The following is a 19922-nucleotide window of genomic DNA, read 5'->3' as shown; positions in this document are numbered from 1 at the left end:
GAGCTGCTTCACATGACAGAAAACTTCACGCACGGTGCCGGTGCGGCCGACAAACTCGACGCGGCCACCGGGACCGGGCACTTCGATACCGATGTCTTCATCGTCGGCACGGGCCCCATGGGAGCCACCACCGCCCTCGCCTTGGCGACGTATGGCGTGCGCACGATGATGGTTTCGCAGTGGTCCTGGCTGGCGAACACGCCACGGGCACACATCACCAACCAGCGGGCGGTGGAGATCCTGCGCGACCTGGAGCTCGAAAACGAGGTGACGAAGTATGCCGTGCCCTGGGACCAGATGGGCGACACGCTCTTCACCACCTCCCTGGTCGGACCCGAGATCGCCCGGCTTCAAACGTGGGGAAGCGGAGACCTCCGCTCCGGCGACTACCTGAAGAACAGCCCGTGCACCATGCTCGATGTTCCGCAGACCGTGATGGAGCCGCTACTGGTCAAGAATGCCGCCGAGCGCGGTGCCAAGGTTGCGTTTTCCACCCGGTACCTGGGGCACACCCAAGATGCCGACGGTGTCACCGTTCGCCTGCTTAACCGCATGTCGGACCAGGAGTACAGCATCCGCGCCCGCTACCTCGTCGGAGCCGACGGCGCCAAGAGCCAGGTTGCCGAGGAAACCGGCCTGGAATTGGTCGGGCACACGGCGCGTGCCGGCACCGCCTACGTGCGCTTCTCGGCCGATTTGTCGCGGCATGTGGCACACCGGCCCTCGATCCTGCACTGGATCATGAACCCGGCCGCCGATTTCGGTGAGATCGGCATGGGGCTGCTGCGCGCGGTCAGCCCCTGGGACGAGTGGATCGCCGGCTGGGGCTTCGACATCGCCGACGCCGAACCGGATCTCAGCGACGAACGCGTGGTGGCGCAGATCCGCACCCTGGTCGGCGATCCGGAACTGCAGATCGACCTGCGAGGATCCAGCACCTGGTACGTGAACCAGCAGTACGCGACCACCATGTCCAAGGGCCGCGTCTTCTGCGGCGGCGACGCCACCCACCGCCACCCGCCAAGCAGCGGGCTGGGATCGAATACCTGCATGCAGGACGCCTACAACCTTGCATGGAAGCTTGCCTTCGTGCTCAAGGGCCACGCCGGGGAGGGGCTGCTCGAATCCTACTCGGCGGAACGCGCACCGATTGGTGCCCAGATAGTGGCCCGCGCCAACCAGTCCCGGCTGGACTACGCGCCCTTCCGCGAGTGCTTTGACACCCGCGGCCCCAACGGGACCCGCGACATTCGCTACGGTTTGGAGCGGCTTAACGCTCCCACCGAGGAAGGCGAACGTCTTCGAGTGAAACTCCAAGCGGCACTCGAACTCAAGAATGACGAGTTCAATGCACTGGGGACCGAAACCAACCAGCGCTACACCAGCTCGGCGGTCGTGCCGGATCCGGCGGCGGGCGACGAGGTCCTTGGCGGGGATTCGGACCTGCACGCCCGTCCCACGACCCGGCCCGGAGCCAAGCTCCGCCATGCATGGCTTGTCGGCCGCGACGGGAAAAGGATTTCCACCTTGGACGTCGTCGGGCGCGGAAAATTCACGCTGCTCACCGGGATTTCCGGAACCGCATGGAAGCAGGCGGCGAGCGATCTTGAACTGCCGTGGCTCCGAACCGTGGTTGTCGGGGAACCCGGCGCGTCCGACCCGTACATGTATTGGGCCACCGTCCGCGAGGTCGCCGAGGCCGGCGCCATTCTGGTGCGCCCCGACGGAGTCGTTGCCTGGCGCCACATGGCACCCGTCCGTGACGCTGCCGAGGCCTTGATCTTGCTGCGCTCGGCATGTGAATCAGTCCTGTCCATCTCCTCATCGACCCTCCAGGAAGCATCATGAGCATCAGTCGCACCGCCCCCAAGCGCACGTCCCCCTTCAAGGTGGCGATGGCCAGCTTCATCGGAACCACCATCGAGTACTACGACTTCTTCATATACGGAACGGCCGCAGCCCTGGTCTTCCCCCAGTTGTTCTTCCCTGACGCCACCCCGCTGATGGGGACCCTGCTCTCCTTCGCAACCTTCGGAGTGGGATTCCTGGCCCGCCCGGTGGGCGGGATCATCTTCGGGCATTTCGGAGACCGGGTCGGTCGCAAGCAGATGCTGATCATTTCCCTGGTCGGCATGGGCTTGTGCACACTGCTCATGGGGATGCTTCCGGGATATGCGCAAATCGGCATCGCTGCACCGATCCTGCTCACCATCCTCCGCCTGGTCCAGGGCGTCATGGTCGGCGGCGAATGGGGCGGCGCCACACTCATGGCGGTCGAGCACGCGCCCAAGGGCAAGAAAGGTTTCTATGGAGCCTTCCCGCAGACCGGCGCCCCGGCCGGTACGGCCCTGGCCACGGTGGCCTTCCTCGCGGTGGCCCAAATGCCGGACGAAGCGTTCCTGTCTTGGGGATGGCGCCTGCCATTCCTGGCCAGTGCGGTGTTGGTCGTCGTCGGGCTTGTCATTCGGCTCAGTATTTCCGAGTCACCGGTATTCGCTGCGGCACGCGAGCAGCAGGAACTGGTCAAGGTGCCACTCGTCGAAGCCTTCAAGCGCCACCCGAAGGAAATCTTCCTCATCGCCGGTACCTACTTATCCCAAGGCGTGCTCGCCTACATCACCATGAGCTACCTGGTGAACTATGCCTCGAAAATTGTGGGGCTCGACCGAAGCATGGCCCTGCTGGGCGTGTTGATCGCCGCGTTGGTGGCCGTGGTTCTCTACCCGGTCTTCGGGGCACTCTCCGATACCTGGGGACGAAAGACCATGTACTTCATCGGGGCGGTGGCCATGTTGCTGTCCATCTGGCCGGCGTTCGCGATGATCAACACCGGCACGGTTGCCGGCTTCATCGCCGCAGTGGTCTTGATCTTCGGCATCGCAATGCCACCGGCGGCCGGAGTGACCGGTTCGCTATTCTCTATGGTGTTCAGTCGCGAGGTCCGCTACACCGGGGCCTCCGTCGGATACACGATTTCCCAGATAGCGGGCCCCGCATTTGCACCAACCATCGCCACTGCACTGTTCGCCGCCTATGGGACCTCGGATGCCATCGTGGTCTATCTGGTCATCGTTGCAGTGATTTCCTGCGTCTCCGTCGCCCTGCTCCCGGGAGGCTGGGGTCGCAAGGAAGCCGAACACAATAATCTGACCCAGGAGATCGTCGTCGAAACTAAGGTATAGACGGGCTGGATTTGGCGGCGGTCGGGGCCAGCGCGGTTCCGACCGCCGCATTTGGCCTCTGGAATGCGGGCGCCGGAGTCTCGCCTCTGTCGTGAATTTTTGGCGGTCTCGCCCTGATGCTCAGAGGGCACCGTCGACAAAGGTCCGGACGAAATTGAAAAAGATTCCAAGAGCCCTTGCCTCGTGTGCGAGGCCGCAGTAATCTACAACCAAATGGTTGTACATGTATTGAGTGAACTCGAGATCGATCGCATCTTCCAGGCCATGGCGGATGCAACCCGGCGCGACATCATCAAGCAGGCAATGCTCCGGGAGCAGTCGGTCTCCGATTTGGCGAAGCGCTATGACATGAGCTTCGCGGCCGTGCAGAAGCACGTGGCGGTGCTCGAGAGGGCATCGCTGATCACCAAGGAGCGACGCGGAAGGGAGCAAATCGTGCATGGGAACCCCGAATCCCTGCGCCGGGCTGCCCGGCTGCTGGAAGCCTACGAGGGCATCTGGCGGCAACGCGTCGGAAGGATCGGAGACATCCTCTCCGATGGACTCGAAGGAGCAAAACCATGAGCGTCATCAGCGTTCAAACCGACCCGGAAAACCTCACCCTGACGCTGGTTGCGGAGTTCGCGGCCAAGAAGGAACGCGTCTGGCAGGTGTGGGAGGATCCCCGCCAACTCGAGCGGTGGTGGGGTCCGCCGACCTGGCCCGCCACCTTCGTCCGCCACGAGTTCGTCGAGGGCGGTGACTGTAGGTACTACATGAGCGGACCCGACGGCGAGAAGGCCCGTGGCTGGTGGAAGATCCTGTCAGTCAACCAGCCCGACGGATTTGAGTTCCAGGACGGATTCGCAGGGGATGACGGGGAGCCGAGCGGTTTCCTGGGAACCACGACGTGCGTGGTGAAACTCGAGGAGCAGGACGGGAAGACCCGCATGACCTCGGTGTCCTCTTTCGAGAGTGCCGAGCAGCTCGAGGAAATGATCAAGATGGGCATGGAGGAGGGCATGCGCGAGGCCGCCGGGCAGATCGACGCGATCCTCGCGGAGACGTCGGTTAGATAGGTGTCGCAGCGACAGTGCATTGCATGAAACAGGGGACAGGGCCGATCGGGTCCTGTCCCCTGTTTCATGCCGGGCATGGGCGTCGCTCAGGTAGAAGGCTGGCCCACGCAGCTTGTCCGATCTATCGTTTAACGATATATTCAAATTGTTAATCGATATTAGGAGCCCTGATGGGAAAGCTTACCGTCCTCGCATTGCGCATCGTTCTCACCTTGGGTCTTGCCGGATCGCTGTTCGTCCAGGTAGTGATGGTCCCGCTGCTGGCCATCGACCTGAATGAGGCAGGCCCCGACGTCATTGCCGTTCGGACCCCGCTGATCGTGATCGTGCTGCTGGGCATTGTCACCGTCCAGGTCTCCATGGTCTGCGTGTGGCGGCTGCTGAGCATGGTGCGCAGGGGAACCGTCTTTTCCCACGGTGCCTTCCGCTATGTCGACATCGTGGTCGGTGCCGTCGGGGCGGCCGCATTGCTCACCTTCGCAATGGCCGTGGTCCTCGCGCCCGGGGAGCCCGTTGCCCCGGGGATTGTGCTGCTCCTCTGCGGCGGAGCACTGCTGGTCGGTGGCGTCGCCCTCATCGTCATTGTGTTGCGCATGCTGCTGGCCCAGGCACTGGACATGCGCGCCGAGCTGGATGAGGTCATTTGATGCCGATCATCGTGGACATCGACGTCATGCTGGCCAAGCGCAAGATGCCGGTCGGGATGCTCGCCGAAAAAATCGGCATCACCCCTGCCAACCTGGCGGTGCTCAAGAACGGACGGGCCAAGGCTGTGCGTTTTACGACGCTTGAAGCCTTGTGCGAGGTTCTCCAATGCCAGCCGGGGGACCTGCTGCGGTGGGAGCCGGAACCGTCCGCCACCGGTGGTTCCGCTTCGGGAGCCTGAGGGCACGGCGGTCCGCGCCGGGTGCGCCCGCCGGGCATCGCCAACGCTGCCGCACCGGCGTACGGTGGAGATACCGAGATGCTTGATGGGGATTGATGGCTGTGAAACCTGCTGTGCTCAAGAAATGGATACCCGCCGTGCTGGCACCGGCAGTCATTGCGGCCTTCGCCGTGGGTGCCTCGTTCTCCGCCAACGCACAGGTGGAGCTCGAGCCCAAGACGCCGCAGCAGGTCCTGCAGATGATAGCCGGATCCAGCGTCGTCGACTTCTCCGGCACCGCCCGGGCAACGCTGGACCTGGGGATCCCGCAGCTGCCGGATCCGGGAAGCTCCGGCATGATGCAGCAACCCGGGTCCCCGGGGTCCGAAGGCGACACCGACACCGACGGTGCCCCGGAAACGGCCGGCGCAAACCTGCTGGGAATGCTCTCGGCCCTGTCTGGAACCCACGAGGCCCGCGTCTACGTTGACGGACCGGAGAAGGCCCGGATCCAGGTCATGGATGGAATGGACGAACAGAACTTCATCCGCAACGGCTCCTCCCTGTGGCACTACGACTCGGCCGAGAACACCGCCGTCCACCTGGTCCTTCCCAAGGTGCCCCGGCATGCCGGGCCGCCACGGCACACGATGCAGCCGCCAACCCCCGGCGTGGTGGCGGACCGCCTCATCGAGGCGATGGGGCCGAACACCGAGATGAGCGTGCAGGACGACACCCGCGTGGCGGGCCGCGACGCCTACATCCTCGAATTGGTCCCGCGCAGCGACGGATCACTGATTGCCAAGGTGAGCATCGGGGTCGATGCCGCCACCGGCGCTCCACTGGAGGTCGTGGTGGACGCAGTGGGGCAAGAGGATCCGGCCATCGCCGTCGGATTCACGACCTTCACCCCCGAGACACCGGCTGCGGACCTCTTTGAATTCACTCCGCCGCCGGGGGCCGAGGTGACCGAGCACAAGATCGCGAAGAAGTTCCTCGACCACAAGCCCGACCACGGCCCGCGTGCCAAGGCCAAGGCCAACGGGCACAAGATCCCGAAGCCCTTCCTTGAGCACAAGACCGGAGCCAAGGACAAGAACGCAAAGCCCGGGCCCAAGAACCCGGCAGGTCATCCCGCGACGATCAACGGCACGGGCTGGGACACCGTGGTGGTGGTTCCCGCCAAGGAGGTCCCCAAGGACCTGGCCAACAACGAACTGCTGAACCAGCTGGCCACGCCTGTCGAGGGCGGGAAGCTGCTGCATACCTCACTGCTCAACATCCTGGTCACCGACGACGGACGCATGGTCATCGGCGCCGTGACTGTCGACAGGCTGCAGGCCGCGGCCAACAACCAATGACGGCCTTGCCGGAACCCGGAGACCTGGCCATCCACACGACGGGGCTGGGCAAGAGCTTCGGAAAGCGCCGCGCGGTCAACGACCTGGACCTGGCGGTGCCGCGCGGGTCGATCTTCGGATTCCTCGGACCCAACGGTTCGGGCAAGACCACCACTATCCGGATGCTGCTGGGCCTGGCGACCCCGGACAGCGGCAGCATCTCCCTGCTCTCCGAACCCATGCCCGCCGCGGCCTCCCGCGTGCTGCCAAGGGTGGGCTCGCTGATCGAGGGGCCGGCGTTCTACCCGTTCCTCTCCGGGCGCTCCAACCTGATCCGCCTTGACTCCGCCAACCACGAATCCGACGCGTCCACCCGCGGTCGCCGCGTGGACGCCGCCCTGGACAAAGTCGGGTTGGGCAAGGCGGCACGACTGGCGGTGCACGCCTACTCGCTGGGCATGAAGCAGCGGCTGGGGATCGCCAACGCGCTGGTCAATGAGCGCGAGTTGCTGGTCCTTGACGAGCCGACCAACGGGCTGGACCCGCAGGGAACCCGCGAGGTCAGGCACCTGATCCGGGTGCTGGCCACCGAAGGCACCACGGTCTTCGTCTCCAGCCACCTCCTCAGCGAGATCGAGCAGACCTGCAGCCATGTGGCGGTGATGAGCGTCGGAAACCTTGTCGCCCAGGGGACGCTTGAGGAATTGCGGGCCGATGGCCGACGCGTGGTTTCCCTGCGCACCCCCGACACCGGCGTGGCCCTGGCCGTGCTGGCCCGACTGGGCCTTGAGGCACGACAGGATCCGGTGCCCGGCGGGCAGGACGGGGTTCTTGACGCGGCGCTGGGCCCGGAGGCACCCGAGCCCGAGCGGCTGGTGGAGGAACTCGTTGCCGCCGGTGTGAGGGTGCGCGGCTTCACTGTCCAGGCGGCAAGCCTCGAAGAGCGGTTCGTGGCGCTGACGGGGGAGGGATTCGACCTTGTCCAGTAGCGGACTGCTGGCCAACGAAGTGGCGCTGCTTTTTCGGCGCCGCCGCACCTGGGCCATGCTCCTGGCACTGGGAGCCGTGCCGGTGCTCATCGCCGTCGCGGTGCGCCTGACCTCCGGCCCGCCCACCGGGCGAGGACCGGCGTTCCTGGACCGGGTGGCGGGAAACGGCTTGTTCGTGGCGATCACAGGGCTCCTGGTGTGCATCCCGCTCTTCCTGCCGCTGACCATCGCCGTGGTTTCCGGAGACACGATCGCCGGGGAGGCGGGGACCGGGACGCTGCGCTACCTCCTCACCGCGCCGGTCTCGCGCCCGCGCCTGCTGCTGGTCAAGTTCGCCGTGGCGGCGCTTTTCGCCCTGGCCGCCGCGGCCATGGTGGCCCTGTGCGGACTGGGCATCGGGGCGTTGCTCTTTCCCACGGGACCGGTGACCCTGCTGTCGGGAACAACCATCTCCGCGCCGGCCGCGGTGTTGCGCGTGGGGTTGGTGGCCCTCTATGTTGCGGTGTCGCTGCTGGGGCTGACCATGCTGGGCCTGTTCATCTCCACGCTGACCGACGTGCCCGTCGGCGCCATGGCAGCCACCGCGGTACTTGCGGTGACCGCGCAGATCCTGGGCCAGCTGCCGCAACTGGACTGGCTGCATCCGTGGCTGTTCACCCACCATTGGCTGGGCTTCGCCGACCTGTTGCGCGACCCGATCCGCTGGAGCGAATTCGGGCAGAATGCGCTGCTGCAGGGCGGGTACCTGCTGGTCTTCGGTGCCCTGGCCTACGGCCGGTTCGCCAGCAAGGACGTTCTCTCCTGACACTGGCGACCCGGCCTCGGGGACGCAACAATGGGGAAATGGACATTGTGGCCTGGTTGCTTGACTCCGATCCATCCATCCGCTGGCAGGTCCAGCGCGACCTGCTCGATGCCCCGGAGGCCGAGTCGGCAGCGGAACGGGACCGCGTTGCCCTCGAGGGCTTCGGCGCGCAGCTGCTGGCGCTCCAGGATGCGGGCGGGTACTGGGACAACGAGGAATACGGCGAGGACCAGAGCCGCAGGTCGGTCTTCTGGTCGCTGGCGCTGCTGCGCCGGCTGGGTGCCCGCCCCTCGGACCCGGATGTGCTCGCCGCGGTGGACAAGGTCCACGATTCGGTCACCTGGAAGTACTGGGACAATCTCCCCTATTTCCATGGCGAGGTCGAACCGTGCATCAACGGAGGGGTGCTAGCCCAGGCGGCGTACTTTGGGAAGCTCGGTGCGGGCAGCGAAAGGATTCTCGCACGCCTGCTGGGCGAGCAGTTGCCCGACGGCGGGTGGAACTGCGAGGCCCCCGAAAACTCCAAGGTTTCCTCCTTCGACACGACCCTCTGCGTGCTGGAGGGACTGCTCGAACATGAACGGGCTGTGGGGGAGGCTCCCGCCGCGCTCGCCGAGGCCCGGACACGCGGCGAGGAATACCTGCTCAAACGCTCGGGCTTCAAGCGGCTGGGCACCGGGGAGGTGGCCGAGGGCCGCTACCTGAACTTTTCCTTCCCGCCGTATTGGTTCTACGACGTGCTGCGTTCCCTGGACTATTTCCGGGACTCGGGAGGACCGGTCGACATGCGGCTGGAGCCGGCCGTTGAGGCGCTGCTGGCCAAGCGTGGCGAGGACGGACGCTGGGAATCCGGGGTCACCTGGCCCGGCCAGACGTATCTGGATGTCGATGTGCCGCAGGGCAAGCCGAGCCGCTGGAACACCCTGCGTGCGTTGCGGGTGCTGAGCTGGGCAGGCGTGGAGGCCGAAGACCTGATCCGGGACTAAGCTGCACGGGGCCGGAGAGGAGAAGTTCTCGAAGAGTTAATGCCCCGCCGGCCAAGTGTTGGTTTCGGTGCGGCAACGTGGGGAAAGTGCGGGTGTTGGGGTGCCCGGACCACGTCTGCCCCATCGCACCCAAGGACATCCACACCATGCCCAAAAAACCCTGGCTCGCCACCGCGGCCCTCTCACTTTCCCTCGTCCTGCTCGCCGGAGCCGGCATCCCCGGCGCGGCTCTGGCCGCCGGCGCCCCGGATCCGCAGGGCCCTCCCGTGCACGCGGCACCCGAGAAAGCCATCGACGGATACCCGCAAATCATCGAATCCGGCTCCTGGGACGCCGGGCACATCCAGGGCATCGCCATCGATGAAAAGGGCGGCTTTGTCTACCACTCGTTCACCAACATGCTGGTGAAGACCGACCTGTCCGGCCACGTCATTGGCACCGTCGAGGGCTTCACCGGGCACCTGGGTGACCTGGACTTCAACGCGCACGACGGCCGGGTCTACGGTTCGCTCGAGTACAAGGCGGCCGAGTCCTTCTACATTGCGATCTTCGACGTCGAGAAGATCACCGGGGTAGGCATGGATGCCGAGGACTCCGGCATCGTCACCGCCGTCCACCTGGAGGAAGTGGCCAAGGACTTCGCCGCCGACCTGGACGGGAACGGGGTCTTTGACGGCGACACCGCCAACACCGCCGACCACCGCTACGGTTCCAGCGGCATCGACGGCGTTTCCTTCGGCCCGGCCTTCGGTTCCGCCAACGGCAAGCAGCAACTGATGGTGGCCTATGGGGTCTACCGCAACCTCAATCGTGAGGACAACAACCACCAGGTCATCCTCCAATACGACGTATCCACGTGGGGTGAATTCGCCCGCCCGCTGACCCAGGACGATCCGCACGTCTCCGGCCCCGCCACCGTGGGTGCAAAGTACTTTATCCACACCGGCAACACCAACTTCGGGGTCCAGAACCTGGCCTACGACGAACACAGCAAGAACTGGTACCTCGGGGTCTACCGCGGCTCCAAGCCGGGATACCCGAACCGCACCCTCTACGTCGTGGATGGCACAGTGGCCCCTGCCAAGGGCGTTCTTGAGGGCCAGCCCGGAAACAAAACCGGGCTTCTGGTGCCGTTGCTTCAGGCCGGGATCCCGGACGAGGCCACCGGGATCTTCGGCTGGGAGTTCAAGTCCGATGTCGGCATCGAACCGGTCGGCCATGGCTACTTCTATGTTGCCCGCGACTTCGACGACTACTCCAGCGGGCACAAACAGGAAGCCGCGACGCTGGAGCTATATCGGTGGACCGGCTCCGGCAGCGCCGGATTCGAGCGGGTGGTCCGCTAACAAAGTCGGCCAAGACATCCGGAGGCGGGTCAGCGCAACTTGTGCTGTCCCGCCTCCGGCGCGTTAATGAACGGGGTTCACAATCGACGTGCCCCCGAGTGCATATATCTAGGTCAGTCGATGGTTGCGACGATTCAGGGCATCGTTCGCCAGGGTAAGAAATGACCAATTGGGAAATAGTGGCTATGGTTTGGCCTATTGGTTGGATTAGTTGAAGCTATGGGGAAATCATGACTTGGGGTAGAGAACCAGCGCCGTCAAACAGACGCACAAATAAGAGATGGATATGGTTGGGGATCGCCGTGCTGGCCCTCATCCTGCTGGCAACCTCCGGCGCTCTGCCGGGGCTGATGATTTTTGCAGGACTGATTGCCCTGGTCCTGGGCATCGTGGCGTTGATGGCCAACGGCATCAAATGGGCAAGGATCCCGAACCGGAAGATCGGCGCCGGCGTCGCCGGCGCGGCATTGATACTCACGTTTGCCGGAGGGGCGCTGAGCGGAACCGACGGAAACATGAGCCCGGAGGCTTTGGTCGAGGAGCCTGCGGTGGCCGAAACACTTCCGACCGATCTCGCGAGCCACGTCGGCAAGCCCTGTGAATTCGACTATCAGGTCATGACCCAGGGAGCCGCGAGCAATTACTGCGATGCGGATTCGGCAGGTGTCCTGGTCTGGGTCGACCAGGACACCCATGAGCGAGCCGAGGCCGATCTGGCACTGGCACGCGAAGCCGAAGCCAAGAAGGCCGCCGAAGCGAAAAAGCAGGCGGAAGAAGCCGCCGCTGCCAAGGCGAAGTCAGATGCCGACGCCAAGGAAGCGAAGGCGGTCGCCGCCGCGAAGGCGGAGAAGGCTGCCGAGGCCAAGGCCGCCAAGAAGGCTGCGGATGCCCAGACAGCAAAGGTCCGTGAACAGGAAGCCCGGGCCGCCCGGGTCGCCGAAGAAGCTCGCGAGGAGCAGCAGGCGGCCGAGACCAAGATGCAGACATTCACCGGCAGCACCTCTTACGCGAACTGCTCAGCGGTAAGGGCTGCGGGAGCGGCACCGATCTATAGGGGAGATCCGGGCTACAGCAAAAAACTTGACCGGGACGGCGATGGTGTCGCCTGTGAGTAGTAGCGCTAGATCGACACTCTTCGGTGCCGGGGCGAAGAAACCCCAGCTGCCCCGAAATGGGTTTGGATCTGCCGGCCCGCTGTCGGCCGTGCTGCTGGCACTGGGACTGGTCCTGACGTCCTGCGCGGGGACCGGCGCCGAAACGCCCGCCGTTGCCGCTCCCGTCATCTGGTCCGAGGCGCCCTCCGCCGAACCACTTGTGATTTGGTCGGAGGCGCCCGAGCCCACCCCAATCGTTGCCGAACCGGCGCCTGAACCTGCGTTGGAAGAAACACGTCCGACGGTCGAATCGTCGAAGTCTCCTTCGCCTGAATCCGCGGTCCCGACTGCACCTTCCGGGACGGGAAGTGGCGCGAAGGGCAAGCCGGGCACGACCCTGCACCAGCTCGCCGGCATTCCCGTCAAGGGGAGGGCGCCGAAGACGGGCTACGAGCGAAGCCTGTTCGGCAGCGGCTGGAAGGATCCGGACCGCAACGGCTGCGACGCCCGCAACGACATGCTGCGCCGGGACCTGGCCGGGATCGCCGTGAAACCGGGAACAAATGGCTGCGTTGTCACCAGCGGGGTCCTCTCCGACCCGTTCACCGGAAAGCGGATTGATTTTGTGCGTGGCCAGGGGACCAGCACCCAGGTCCAGATCGACCACGTGGTCGCCCTGTCCGATGCCTGGCAAAAAGGTGCGCAAAAGATGTCCGAGGAGCAGCGGGTGTCCTTTGCCAACGATCCACTGAACCTTCTGGCGGTCGACGGTCCGTCCAATGCCTCAAAAGGAGATTCGGATGCGGCAAGCTGGCTTCCGCCCAACAAGTCGTTCCGCTGCTCCTACGTTGCCCGTCAAACTGCTGTTAAAGCCAAGCACGGATTGTGGATGACCAAGGCCGAACATGAAGGCATCAAGCGGATCCTCACCACGCAGTGCCCGAACCAGACGGTCCCGGCCGGCTAAGGCACCGGGCGCCGGTCAGGGTCGGATTTCGCAGTCACCTGGCTTGAATTCCTCGGCCCGGGCTTAGTCGCATCCTCTGGCGGGAGACTGTTGCCAAGAGCCTGAACAGGTGCCACGGTTGGGGTATCCGAACCCTTTCCCGGGAGGCACGCCATGGGCAACAACCATCACGAGGACGAACGCTACAAGAAGTTCTACGACCGTCCGCCGCACGGCGAGGTGCCCAAGGACCCCCGGCTCAAGGAAGCCATGGAAGCCGGCACCGAGCCCGTCGAACACGGTGCGGCCGAGGGCACGGATTCAGATTCTTCCAAGCGTTGAGAAGAATGCTGATAACACCGTCGGTCCAGGAATCACCGGCCTGGCCATCGCCCATGACGAGAAGAACCGATGCTAAATGGCGGCATTCTGTCAGTCAGTGCGATACCCATCAACGGGCAGCAAAATGCTTGCTTGACCACTATTGAGGTCCCTGCGCCGGGTGTTTGACTGTCCGCCGGGGGATCGATTGGGCTGGCTGCAGGGGACGCCGGCAACACATTGGGCAAATGGAAGCCCCCGGCAATGTTCGGTTAACGCTTGGATGAGCCGGGGCTGACCGGCACAAACTCGACAATTTTGTTCCGGGCCACCGGCTTGCCCTTGTTGCGGTCAAAGCCCTTGGCATCCAGGGCGTTGGCCAGCCGGAACGCGGCGTTGGCGGCTTCACGCAGTTCATTCAGGCGCTGGCCCGTGAATTCTTCCTGTGTGCCGTCGGTAAAGATGACATTAACCCGTGCGCCCTTGGGGTAGATGGCACGCATGCGAACGTTGCCGTCTGCATCTTGCTTGAGAGTAATCATGTGGGACTCGCCTTCGTGAATGTGAAGGCCCATTCTTTCGCATTTCGGGCGTAAACGCATGCAACGCCGCGTTGGCGCGCGGATCCTCGGGGAAGCGATGCGGGCGGCGAAGGTGCTGGGCGGGTGCATGGCGATGTGGGATGAAAACCCGATGGCCTCGGTTCCACGTATTGACGCCGTCAGGTTGTCCCCGATACGGCGCCGCCGGTCCGGAAGGGAAACCTCGCCTCAGCAGCGGTAGCTGCTCCAGAAGCGGGATTCAGCCATGTCCCGGGCGGCCAGGCTGGCCCCGGTCAAGGGAGCGTCCTCGCCCAGGGAGCCGGACAACACCTCCAGGCCGGAATTGAGCAGCAGCGGTTGCAGGGCCACTTCGAGCAGCCGCATGAAGGCGGCGCTTTCGGCGATCGGGCCGCTGAGCACCACTGCCTGCGGATCGGTGATGGCGGCGATGTTGCTGATCTGCCGGGCAATGGCCTCGACAAAAAGTCGCGCGTTCTCCGGGGCGGGGGTGGAGGCAAGGAGGGTCAGGCACTCGGCGACGTCCAGCCGGTCCCTGCCCGGGGTCGCCACTCCGTATTCCAGCAACTGGCTGATCAAGGTTCGGCCTCCGGAGCGCAGGTAGCTCAGCTCGCCGGCAGCACCGTGTCGGCCGCGCTGCACGGTTCCGGACATCACCAAACCGGCGCCGATGCCAGGTCCCAGATAGACCAGGATGAGTTCGTCGATGCCGCGGGCGACGCCGATGCGCTGTTCTGCCAGGGTCGCCCAGTTGACGTCGTTGTCCATGCGGACGGGCCCGCCGCAGACTTCGCGCAACAGCGCGGCAACGTCGCCGCGCCCTTCCGGAAACGCCGAGGCCGGAAGCACCACGGCCCGCTGGGAAACAGGATCCACGGGATTTCCCTGCGAGGCGGTGGCGGCCAGGCACGGCGAGCCGGTGGCGGTGACCGCGGTGGTGACAAGTTCGCGCAGGGTTGCCTCGAATTCCGCCGGCGTCGTCGAATCGGGCAGGTCGCGGGCGGCGTCGTGGAGCAATTCGCCGCGCAGGTCGTGGGTTTGCACCCGGGTCCGCCCCGCAGCCGCAGCGAGCGAGAGCGTGTGTCCGTAGGCGGGATCCAGGTCATAGATCTCCGGTATCCGGCCCCGCTTTTTCGCCGGCGGCGTTTGGATTGTTCTCAGCAGGCCGGTTGCCGAGAGGCGCGTGGCCGCCTCCGACGCGGTGGGGCGCGAGAGCCCCGTGGACGAGGCGATGTCGGCGCGCGAGCTGGGGCCGTGGACCAGCAGGTGCTCCAGGAAACGTCGGTCGGTCGCGGCGGCCAGCGTCCGCGGCAGGGGCCCGGCGGCGGCTCCGGAGGGGGCTCCGGTGGTCATGGAATGGTCCTTTGGTTAGGCAGTCTTTCCAAATACTATCGCAGTGCCCTATGCTGGACATCACAATATTTAGGCTCCCTTACTAATTGAGTCTTACTAATGGATCCGAGGAGATTTCAACGTGGACCAATCTTATGGGCTGCCGCAGGCACAGCTGGACGCAACGGGCGGATTCGAGGGCACCGGTGCCTAAGGCGACGCGCGTAGCGGCCCCGGACCAGAACGACGGACGGGTGACTGCCAGGCTGGTGGGCATGGCATCGGCCGCCGCACTGGGTGGATTCCTCTTTGGCTACGACAGCGCGATCATCAACGGAACCGTTGACGCGGTGCGCGAGCAGTTCTCGCTGGGTTCGGGCCTGCTGGGCTTCACCGTTTCCTGCGCCCTGCTGGGTGCCGCACTGGGGGCCTGGTATGCCGGGGTGTGTTCGCAACGCTTCGGCCGGGTCCGCACGATGCTTGTCGCCAGTGCCCTGCTTTCGGTCAGCGCGGTCGGCTGCGGGTTCGCCTTCGGCGTGTGGGACCTGATCTGGTGGCGTTTTGTCGGCGGCATCGGCGTGGGCTTTGCCTCGGTGATTGCACCGGCATACATTGCCGAAATCGCACCCTCGAGGCAACGCGGCCGCCTGGCCACGTTGCAGCAACTCGCGCTGGTCAGCGGCATCTTCCTCGCGTTCCTGGCTTCAGCGATGATCGCCCGGCTGGCCGGTGGAGCGGCGCAAAGCGCGTGGCTGGGACTGGAAGCCTGGCGCTGGATGTTCCTGACCCTGCTGGTGCCATCGCTGGTCTACGGGATCCTGGCCTCGCGGCTGCCCGAGTCCCCGCGCTACCTCGTGGAGAAAAACGACGACGAGGGTGCCCGGCGGGTGCTCATCGGCGTGGTGGGAATGGAAGCGGGAGCGGCGACCGAAAGCAAGATCGCCGAGATCAAGTCGACGGTGAACCTCGAGAGGCGACAGCGCTTCACCGATCTCTTTGGCGGCAGGTTCGGATTCAAGACCCTGGTGTGGATCGGCATCCTGCTCTCGGTCTTCCAGCAGCTCGTGGGCATCAACGTGATCTTCTACTACTCCACCACGATGTGGAAGTCCGTCGGGTTCCAGGAATCCGACTCGTTCACGATCTCCGTGATCACCTCGGTCACCAACATCGTGGCAACCATTGTGGCGATCTCGCTCGTGGACAAGGTGGGCCGCAAGCTGCTGCTGCTGGTCGGCTCCGCCCTGATGACCCTGTCGCTGGGAACCATGGCGGTGGCCTTCGCCCAGGCAGTCACGCTCAACGGGGAGCTTAGCCTCCCGGGCTCCTGGGGCATGGTCGCGTTGGTGGCGGCGAACCTCTTCGTCGTCGGCTTCGGCGCCAGCTGGGGACCGGTGGTGTGGGTGCTGCTGGGGGAGATGTTCCCCAACAACATCCGGGCGCTGGCCCTGGGCATCGGAGCGGCGGCGCAGTGGCTGGCGAACTTCGCGGTCAGCACGACCTTCCCGACGCTCGCCGACCAGGGTCTGCAGGTTGCCTATGGCCTCTACGCGGGATTCGCGTTGCTCTCATTCATCTTCGTCTGGCGCCTGGTGCGCGAGACCAACGGTCGCCAGCTCGAGCACATGACGCTCTGATTCCCCGGAGCATCGCGGATCCTGGGGACCTCGCGGGAATCGCCCCATGCCCACTTGCCCGCCAGGGCAGGGGGCGTGGGGCGATGTCGTTGTCCCCGGGCACCGGCCGGCGGGGAAGTGCTACCCGTGCAGTTCGCGGTAGGCCGCGGCGGCGGCCGGGTGCAGCGGAACGTCGGCGGTGTTGATGAGGGAATTCGGGCTCAGGAACTGCACCCCGACGCTCGAGCGCGGAATCAGCTCGTCGGCGTGCCCCACCAGCAGGTCCACGGTGCGCCGCACCGTCTCGGCATCCAGGTCCATGCGGCACAGCAGCAGGTTGGCCACCCCGACCGTCCAGACCTCGTCGATCCCGGCATAGCTGTCGGCCGGTACCAACACCTTGTCGTAGAACGGGCCGTCGCGTTGGCGCAATCCCGGGAGCAGCGCCGAGAGATCCAGCAGCGCGAACCCGGAGGCCGCGTGGGCCTGGGCAATGGCGGCGGTGGGCACCCCGCCGGACCAGAAGAGCGCGTCCACCTCCCCGCCGGACAACGCGGCGACCCCGTCGTTGAGCCCCAGGGGCTTGACTGTCACGTGCCTGCCCCCGGCCGCGGGATTCGATTCCAGACCGGCGACCTCAAACAGCCGCGGGGTGATCAACGAGGTCCCGGAACCTGGCATGCCCACCGCCACGGTGCGCCCGGCGAGGTCATCCAGGGTCCTGATGCCGCCGTCGCGACGCACCACGGCGTGGACGTAGTTCTGGTAGACCTTGCCCAGCGCCGCGATCTGTCCGCGGTTCACCCCGGAGGTCCCGCCCTGGAGCGAAGCGGCGTCGGCCAGCGCGACGGCCAGGTCCGCCCGCCCGGAAACCAGTTGGGCGACGTTGTCCAGGCTGCCGCCGGTGGGGTTCACCGTGGCGGTGTCGGCCACTCGGTGCCGTTGCAGGGAGGCGGCCAGCAGGGTGGCGAACTCCAGGTAGAAACCGCCCGGTTCGCCGCCGGCAACGACGATGGAGGCGCGGCGGGAATCCGGGACGCAGGAGGCGAGCGCCGGGGCCAGCAGGGCAGCCGCGCCGGTGGCCAGGGCCGCGCGCAGCACCTGGCGCCGGGCCGGTAAAAGTGTGGGGGAAAAGTTGGTCATGCGGTGCCCTGCCCGGGGCCGGGTGCGGTGTCCACTGCGCCGAACTCGATGCGGGCGCGCAGCCCGTGGGGTTCGCGGGGCGAGAGCACCAGCCGCCCGCCGTTCGCGGTGGCAAGCTTGTCAACGATCGTCATGCCCATGCCGGTGCCGCGGATCGAGGAATGCTCGGGTGCACGCCAGAAGCGGGTGGTGGCAGCGGCCAGCTGCTCCGTGCCCAGGCCCGGGCCGGTGTCGGCGACCTCGAGGATCGTGCGCGACCCTTCGCGGCGCACCGAAGCGGTGATCTCCGCCCCCGGCGCGTACTTGACGGCGTTGTTCAGCAGCTCGCCGATCATTTGCGACAGTTCGATCCGGCTGCAGGAAAGTTCCGCTCCGGGGTCCTCGGCCGTGGCCAGGACCAGGCTTGACCCGGCAGCCAGGGCGGCGGGCCGCGCTCGGTCCACCTCTTCGGTGAGCACCACGAAGGCGTTGACCCTTCCGGATCCGGGGCCCTCGGGCACCTCGGCGGAAACACCGGCCGAGTCCTCGAGTGCCCGGTGTTCGGCCACGGCCAGCTTGAGCACCGAGTCCAGGATCTCCTCGACGCGCTCAAGTTCCGCGAGCACCCCGGCCCCGGCGGCCCGGGCCTTCTCCTCGCGCAATTCAAGGAGCAGCAGATCCACGCGCAGGCGCAGTGCCCCGATCGGGTTGCGCAGGTGGTGGGAGGTGTCTGCAATGAGCTGGCGCTGGGAGGCGATGAGTTCGCCCAGGGTGGTTGCCATGTCGGTGAAGGACCGGGAGAGTTCGCGCAGCTCCGGGGGGCCGGCCTCCGGCAGCGCGGGAGTGTGGCCCGTGTCCTTGAATTCCCGCACCGCCGCGCCGAGCCGCTGCACCGGGCGCAGCACCCAACCGGTGACCCGGCCCGCCAGCAGCAGCAATACCGCGGCCAGGGCGATGGCGGCGATGGCGGTGACCAGCCAGCGGTAGCGCAGCTTGTCGCGGGCGGCATCGAGATTGACCTCCATGACGGCCTCGCCGAGCACCTGGCTGGCGCTGCCGAAGGACCGGGAAATCACCTCGGTGCCCGTGCCGAAGGGCCTGACGGGATCCAGCGCGGTGTCGGAGAGGTTCAGCGAGGCCCGGGCCAGGGCATCGCGCACGTCGGCCCGTTCGGGGTCCAGGCCTCCGGAGACCAGGGTGTCCCGCTGCAGGCGCACCACCAGGCCCTCGTCGTAGAGGCCGGAGTAGGTGTCCATGTCCCGCTGCAGCACCGTGGTGTCCCCGTCGGTTGCCGCGTCGTAGGCCACCTGGGCGATCCGGTTCAGCGCGGCTACCCGGTTGATCTGCAGCTGCTGGGTCACCTCGCGGCCCGCGGACGTGAGGATCACGTTGGACACCAACAACACCACCAGCAGCACCAGCACGCTGAGCACGCCCAGGACGCGGAGCTTCACTGCGGGTCTGACTCGACGCGGTAGCCGACGCCGCGGACGTTGACGATGAAGCCGGGCAGCCCCAGCTTGGAGCGCAGCCCGGTCAGGTGCACGTCCAGCGAGCGGGAGGAGGCCAGGAAGGCGTCTCCCCACAGGGCATCGAGGATTTGCTCGCGGGTCACCACCGAGCCGGCGTTGCGGGCCAGCAGGGAGAGCAGGTCGAATTCGGTGGGGGTCAGGGCCAGCTCGGTCCCGGCGATCTCGGCCACGCGGCGGTCCAGGTCGATGGCCAACTCGCCGAGGCGGATGTGGGGGGTGCGGCGTCCGCCCGAAACCTTGGTCCGCCGGGTGACGGCCTCGATGCGGGCGAGCAGTTCCACGAGCTTGACCGGCTTGATCAGGTAGTCGTCGGCGCCCGAGCGCAGGCCCAGCACGACGGAGCGCTCGTCGTCGCGGGCGGTGAGGATCAGGATGGGCGAATCGGAGACCTGGCGCAGCTTGCGCAGCACCTCGAGTCCGTCCATGTCGGGCAATCCCAGATCCAGCAGGATCACGTCGAAGTCGCGGTGCCTGAGCAGGGCATCGGTGCCGCGGGCGACCCGGGTGGCGCCGTGTCCGGTGGACTTCACCGCGGCGGTGAGTGCCGCGGCCATGGAGTCGTCATCCTCTACGATGAGTACGTCCATGGCCCGGGTTCCTTGCTTCGTGGAGTGTGTCGTAAAAAAGTCGTGGTTTACGGGGGCAAATACGCGGTGCGCCCGTCTTGGAGAGTATCATTTCTTCGCGTTTCCCGCCCCCGCCCGCAGCCTTCCCGGGCGCCGCCGGGACGCGGGATGGACTCCTAAGGAAGTGTTAGGAATTCGCTTTCACGTTGGTTGTAACGTGTCTCACGATTACCTTGGTTGAGGCCCCGGTTGATTGTGGGAG

20 protein-coding genes are annotated in these 19922 nt (G+C 65.8%); 15 read left to right on the top strand and 5 right to left on the bottom strand.

Annotated features, from left to right (window positions below; genetic code table 11):
• Positions 1-12: 12 nt before the first annotated feature.
• From AC6CHY_RS01625 to AC6CHY_RS01560, 14 genes are all read left to right on the top strand, one after another.
• Complete coding sequence (locus tag AC6CHY_RS01625) at positions 13-1848, top strand: FAD-dependent monooxygenase (protein WP_498225196.1); 1836 nt, start codon at positions 13-15, stop codon at positions 1846-1848.
• Positions 1845-3182, top strand: a complete 1338-nt coding sequence (locus AC6CHY_RS01620) for an MFS transporter (RefSeq protein ID WP_498225195.1) — start codon at positions 1845-1847, stop codon at positions 3180-3182. Before AC6CHY_RS01625 ends, AC6CHY_RS01620 begins: the two co-directional genes overlap by 4 nt.
• Positions 3183-3395: 213 nt before the next feature.
• Positions 3396-3746 carry an ArsR/SmtB family transcription factor gene (locus AC6CHY_RS01615; RefSeq protein ID WP_217387330.1) on the top strand — a complete coding sequence of 117 codons (351 nt, stop codon included), beginning with the start codon at positions 3396-3398 and terminating at the stop codon, positions 3744-3746.
• Entirely contained in the window at positions 3743-4240 is a 498-nt protein-coding gene (locus AC6CHY_RS01610; protein ID WP_217387331.1) for an SRPBCC family protein, read from the top strand. The genes AC6CHY_RS01615 and AC6CHY_RS01610 overlap by 4 nt, the downstream gene beginning before the upstream one ends.
• A 170-nt stretch (positions 4241-4410) precedes the next feature.
• Complete coding sequence (locus AC6CHY_RS01605; RefSeq protein WP_217387332.1) at positions 4411-4887, top strand: DUF2975 domain-containing protein; 477 nt, start codon at positions 4411-4413, stop codon at positions 4885-4887.
• The gene (locus AC6CHY_RS01600) at positions 4887-5126 is read left to right on the top strand and encodes a helix-turn-helix domain-containing protein (protein WP_217387333.1); all 240 of its coding nucleotides are present in this window, start codon (positions 4887-4889) and stop codon (positions 5124-5126) included. The genes AC6CHY_RS01605 and AC6CHY_RS01600 overlap by 1 nt, the downstream gene beginning before the upstream one ends.
• A 137-nt stretch (positions 5127-5263) precedes the next feature.
• Complete coding sequence (locus AC6CHY_RS01595) at positions 5264-6466, top strand: LolA family protein (protein ID WP_498225194.1); 1203 nt, start codon at positions 5264-5266, stop codon at positions 6464-6466.
• A complete protein-coding gene (locus AC6CHY_RS01590; RefSeq protein ID WP_498225193.1) occupies positions 6463-7434 on the top strand; it encodes an ABC transporter ATP-binding protein in 972 nt (323 codons plus the stop codon). Before AC6CHY_RS01595 ends, AC6CHY_RS01590 begins: the two co-directional genes overlap by 4 nt.
• Positions 7424-8239 carry an ABC transporter permease gene (locus tag AC6CHY_RS01585; protein WP_498225192.1) on the top strand — a complete coding sequence of 272 codons (816 nt, stop codon included), beginning with the start codon at positions 7424-7426 and terminating at the stop codon, positions 8237-8239. The genes AC6CHY_RS01590 and AC6CHY_RS01585 overlap by 11 nt, the downstream gene beginning before the upstream one ends.
• 38 nt (positions 8240-8277) lie before the next feature.
• Entirely contained in the window at positions 8278-9225 is a 948-nt protein-coding gene (locus AC6CHY_RS01580) for a hypothetical protein (RefSeq protein ID WP_498225191.1), read from the top strand.
• Between the two features lie 146 nt (positions 9226-9371).
• The gene (locus AC6CHY_RS01575; protein WP_498225190.1) at positions 9372-10571 is read left to right on the top strand and encodes a hypothetical protein; all 1200 of its coding nucleotides are present in this window, start codon (positions 9372-9374) and stop codon (positions 10569-10571) included.
• Positions 10572-10873: 302 nt separating this feature from the next.
• A complete protein-coding gene (locus tag AC6CHY_RS01570) occupies positions 10874-11686 on the top strand; it encodes an excalibur calcium-binding domain-containing protein (protein WP_498225189.1) in 813 nt (270 codons plus the stop codon).
• A complete protein-coding gene (locus AC6CHY_RS01565) occupies positions 11679-12632 on the top strand; it encodes an HNH endonuclease family protein (protein ID WP_498225188.1) in 954 nt (317 codons plus the stop codon). Before AC6CHY_RS01570 ends, AC6CHY_RS01565 begins: the two co-directional genes overlap by 8 nt.
• A gap of 153 nt (positions 12633-12785) precedes the next feature.
• A complete protein-coding gene (locus tag AC6CHY_RS01560; RefSeq protein WP_217387339.1) occupies positions 12786-12953 on the top strand; it encodes a hypothetical protein in 168 nt (55 codons plus the stop codon).
• 251 nt (positions 12954-13204) lie between these two features.
• Here AC6CHY_RS01560 and AC6CHY_RS01555 read toward each other — a convergent pair whose 3' ends face one another.
• Both AC6CHY_RS01555 and AC6CHY_RS01550 read right to left on the bottom strand, forming a co-directional pair.
• The gene (locus tag AC6CHY_RS01555; protein WP_217387340.1) at positions 13205-13474 is read right to left on the bottom strand and encodes a peptidase associated/transthyretin-like domain-containing protein; all 270 of its coding nucleotides are present in this window, start codon (positions 13472-13474) and stop codon (positions 13205-13207) included.
• Positions 13475-13702: 228 nt separating this feature from the next.
• A complete protein-coding gene (locus tag AC6CHY_RS01550) occupies positions 13703-14845 on the bottom strand; it encodes an ROK family transcriptional regulator (protein ID WP_498225187.1) in 1143 nt (380 codons plus the stop codon).
• 254 nt (positions 14846-15099) lie between these two features.
• Between AC6CHY_RS01550 and AC6CHY_RS01545 the strand changes: the two genes are divergently transcribed.
• Positions 15100-16461, top strand: a complete 1362-nt coding sequence (locus AC6CHY_RS01545; protein ID WP_498225186.1) for a sugar porter family MFS transporter — start codon at positions 15100-15102, stop codon at positions 16459-16461.
• A 120-nt stretch (positions 16462-16581) separates the two neighbouring features.
• Here the strand turns inward: AC6CHY_RS01545 and AC6CHY_RS01540 are convergent, their stop codons facing one another.
• From AC6CHY_RS01540 to AC6CHY_RS01530, 3 genes are read right to left on the bottom strand one after another with little or no spacing between them, the layout of a single operon-like run.
• Positions 16582-17583: a TAXI family TRAP transporter solute-binding subunit gene (locus AC6CHY_RS01540; RefSeq protein ID WP_498225185.1), complete on the bottom strand. Its 1002-nt coding sequence runs from the start codon at positions 17581-17583 to the stop codon at positions 16582-16584.
• Positions 17580-19016 carry a sensor histidine kinase gene (locus tag AC6CHY_RS01535; RefSeq protein WP_498225184.1) on the bottom strand — a complete coding sequence of 479 codons (1437 nt, stop codon included), beginning with the start codon at positions 19014-19016 and terminating at the stop codon, positions 17580-17582. The genes AC6CHY_RS01540 and AC6CHY_RS01535 overlap by 4 nt, the downstream gene beginning before the upstream one ends.
• Positions 19013-19681 carry a response regulator transcription factor gene (locus AC6CHY_RS01530; protein ID WP_498225183.1) on the bottom strand — a complete coding sequence of 223 codons (669 nt, stop codon included), beginning with the start codon at positions 19679-19681 and terminating at the stop codon, positions 19013-19015. The genes AC6CHY_RS01535 and AC6CHY_RS01530 overlap by 4 nt, the downstream gene beginning before the upstream one ends.
• Positions 19682-19922 lie beyond the last annotated feature (241 nt).

This window comes from Paeniglutamicibacter sp. GQ140, from assembly GCF_059759235.1.
This window is presented reverse-complemented; position numbering and strand designations above follow the sequence as displayed.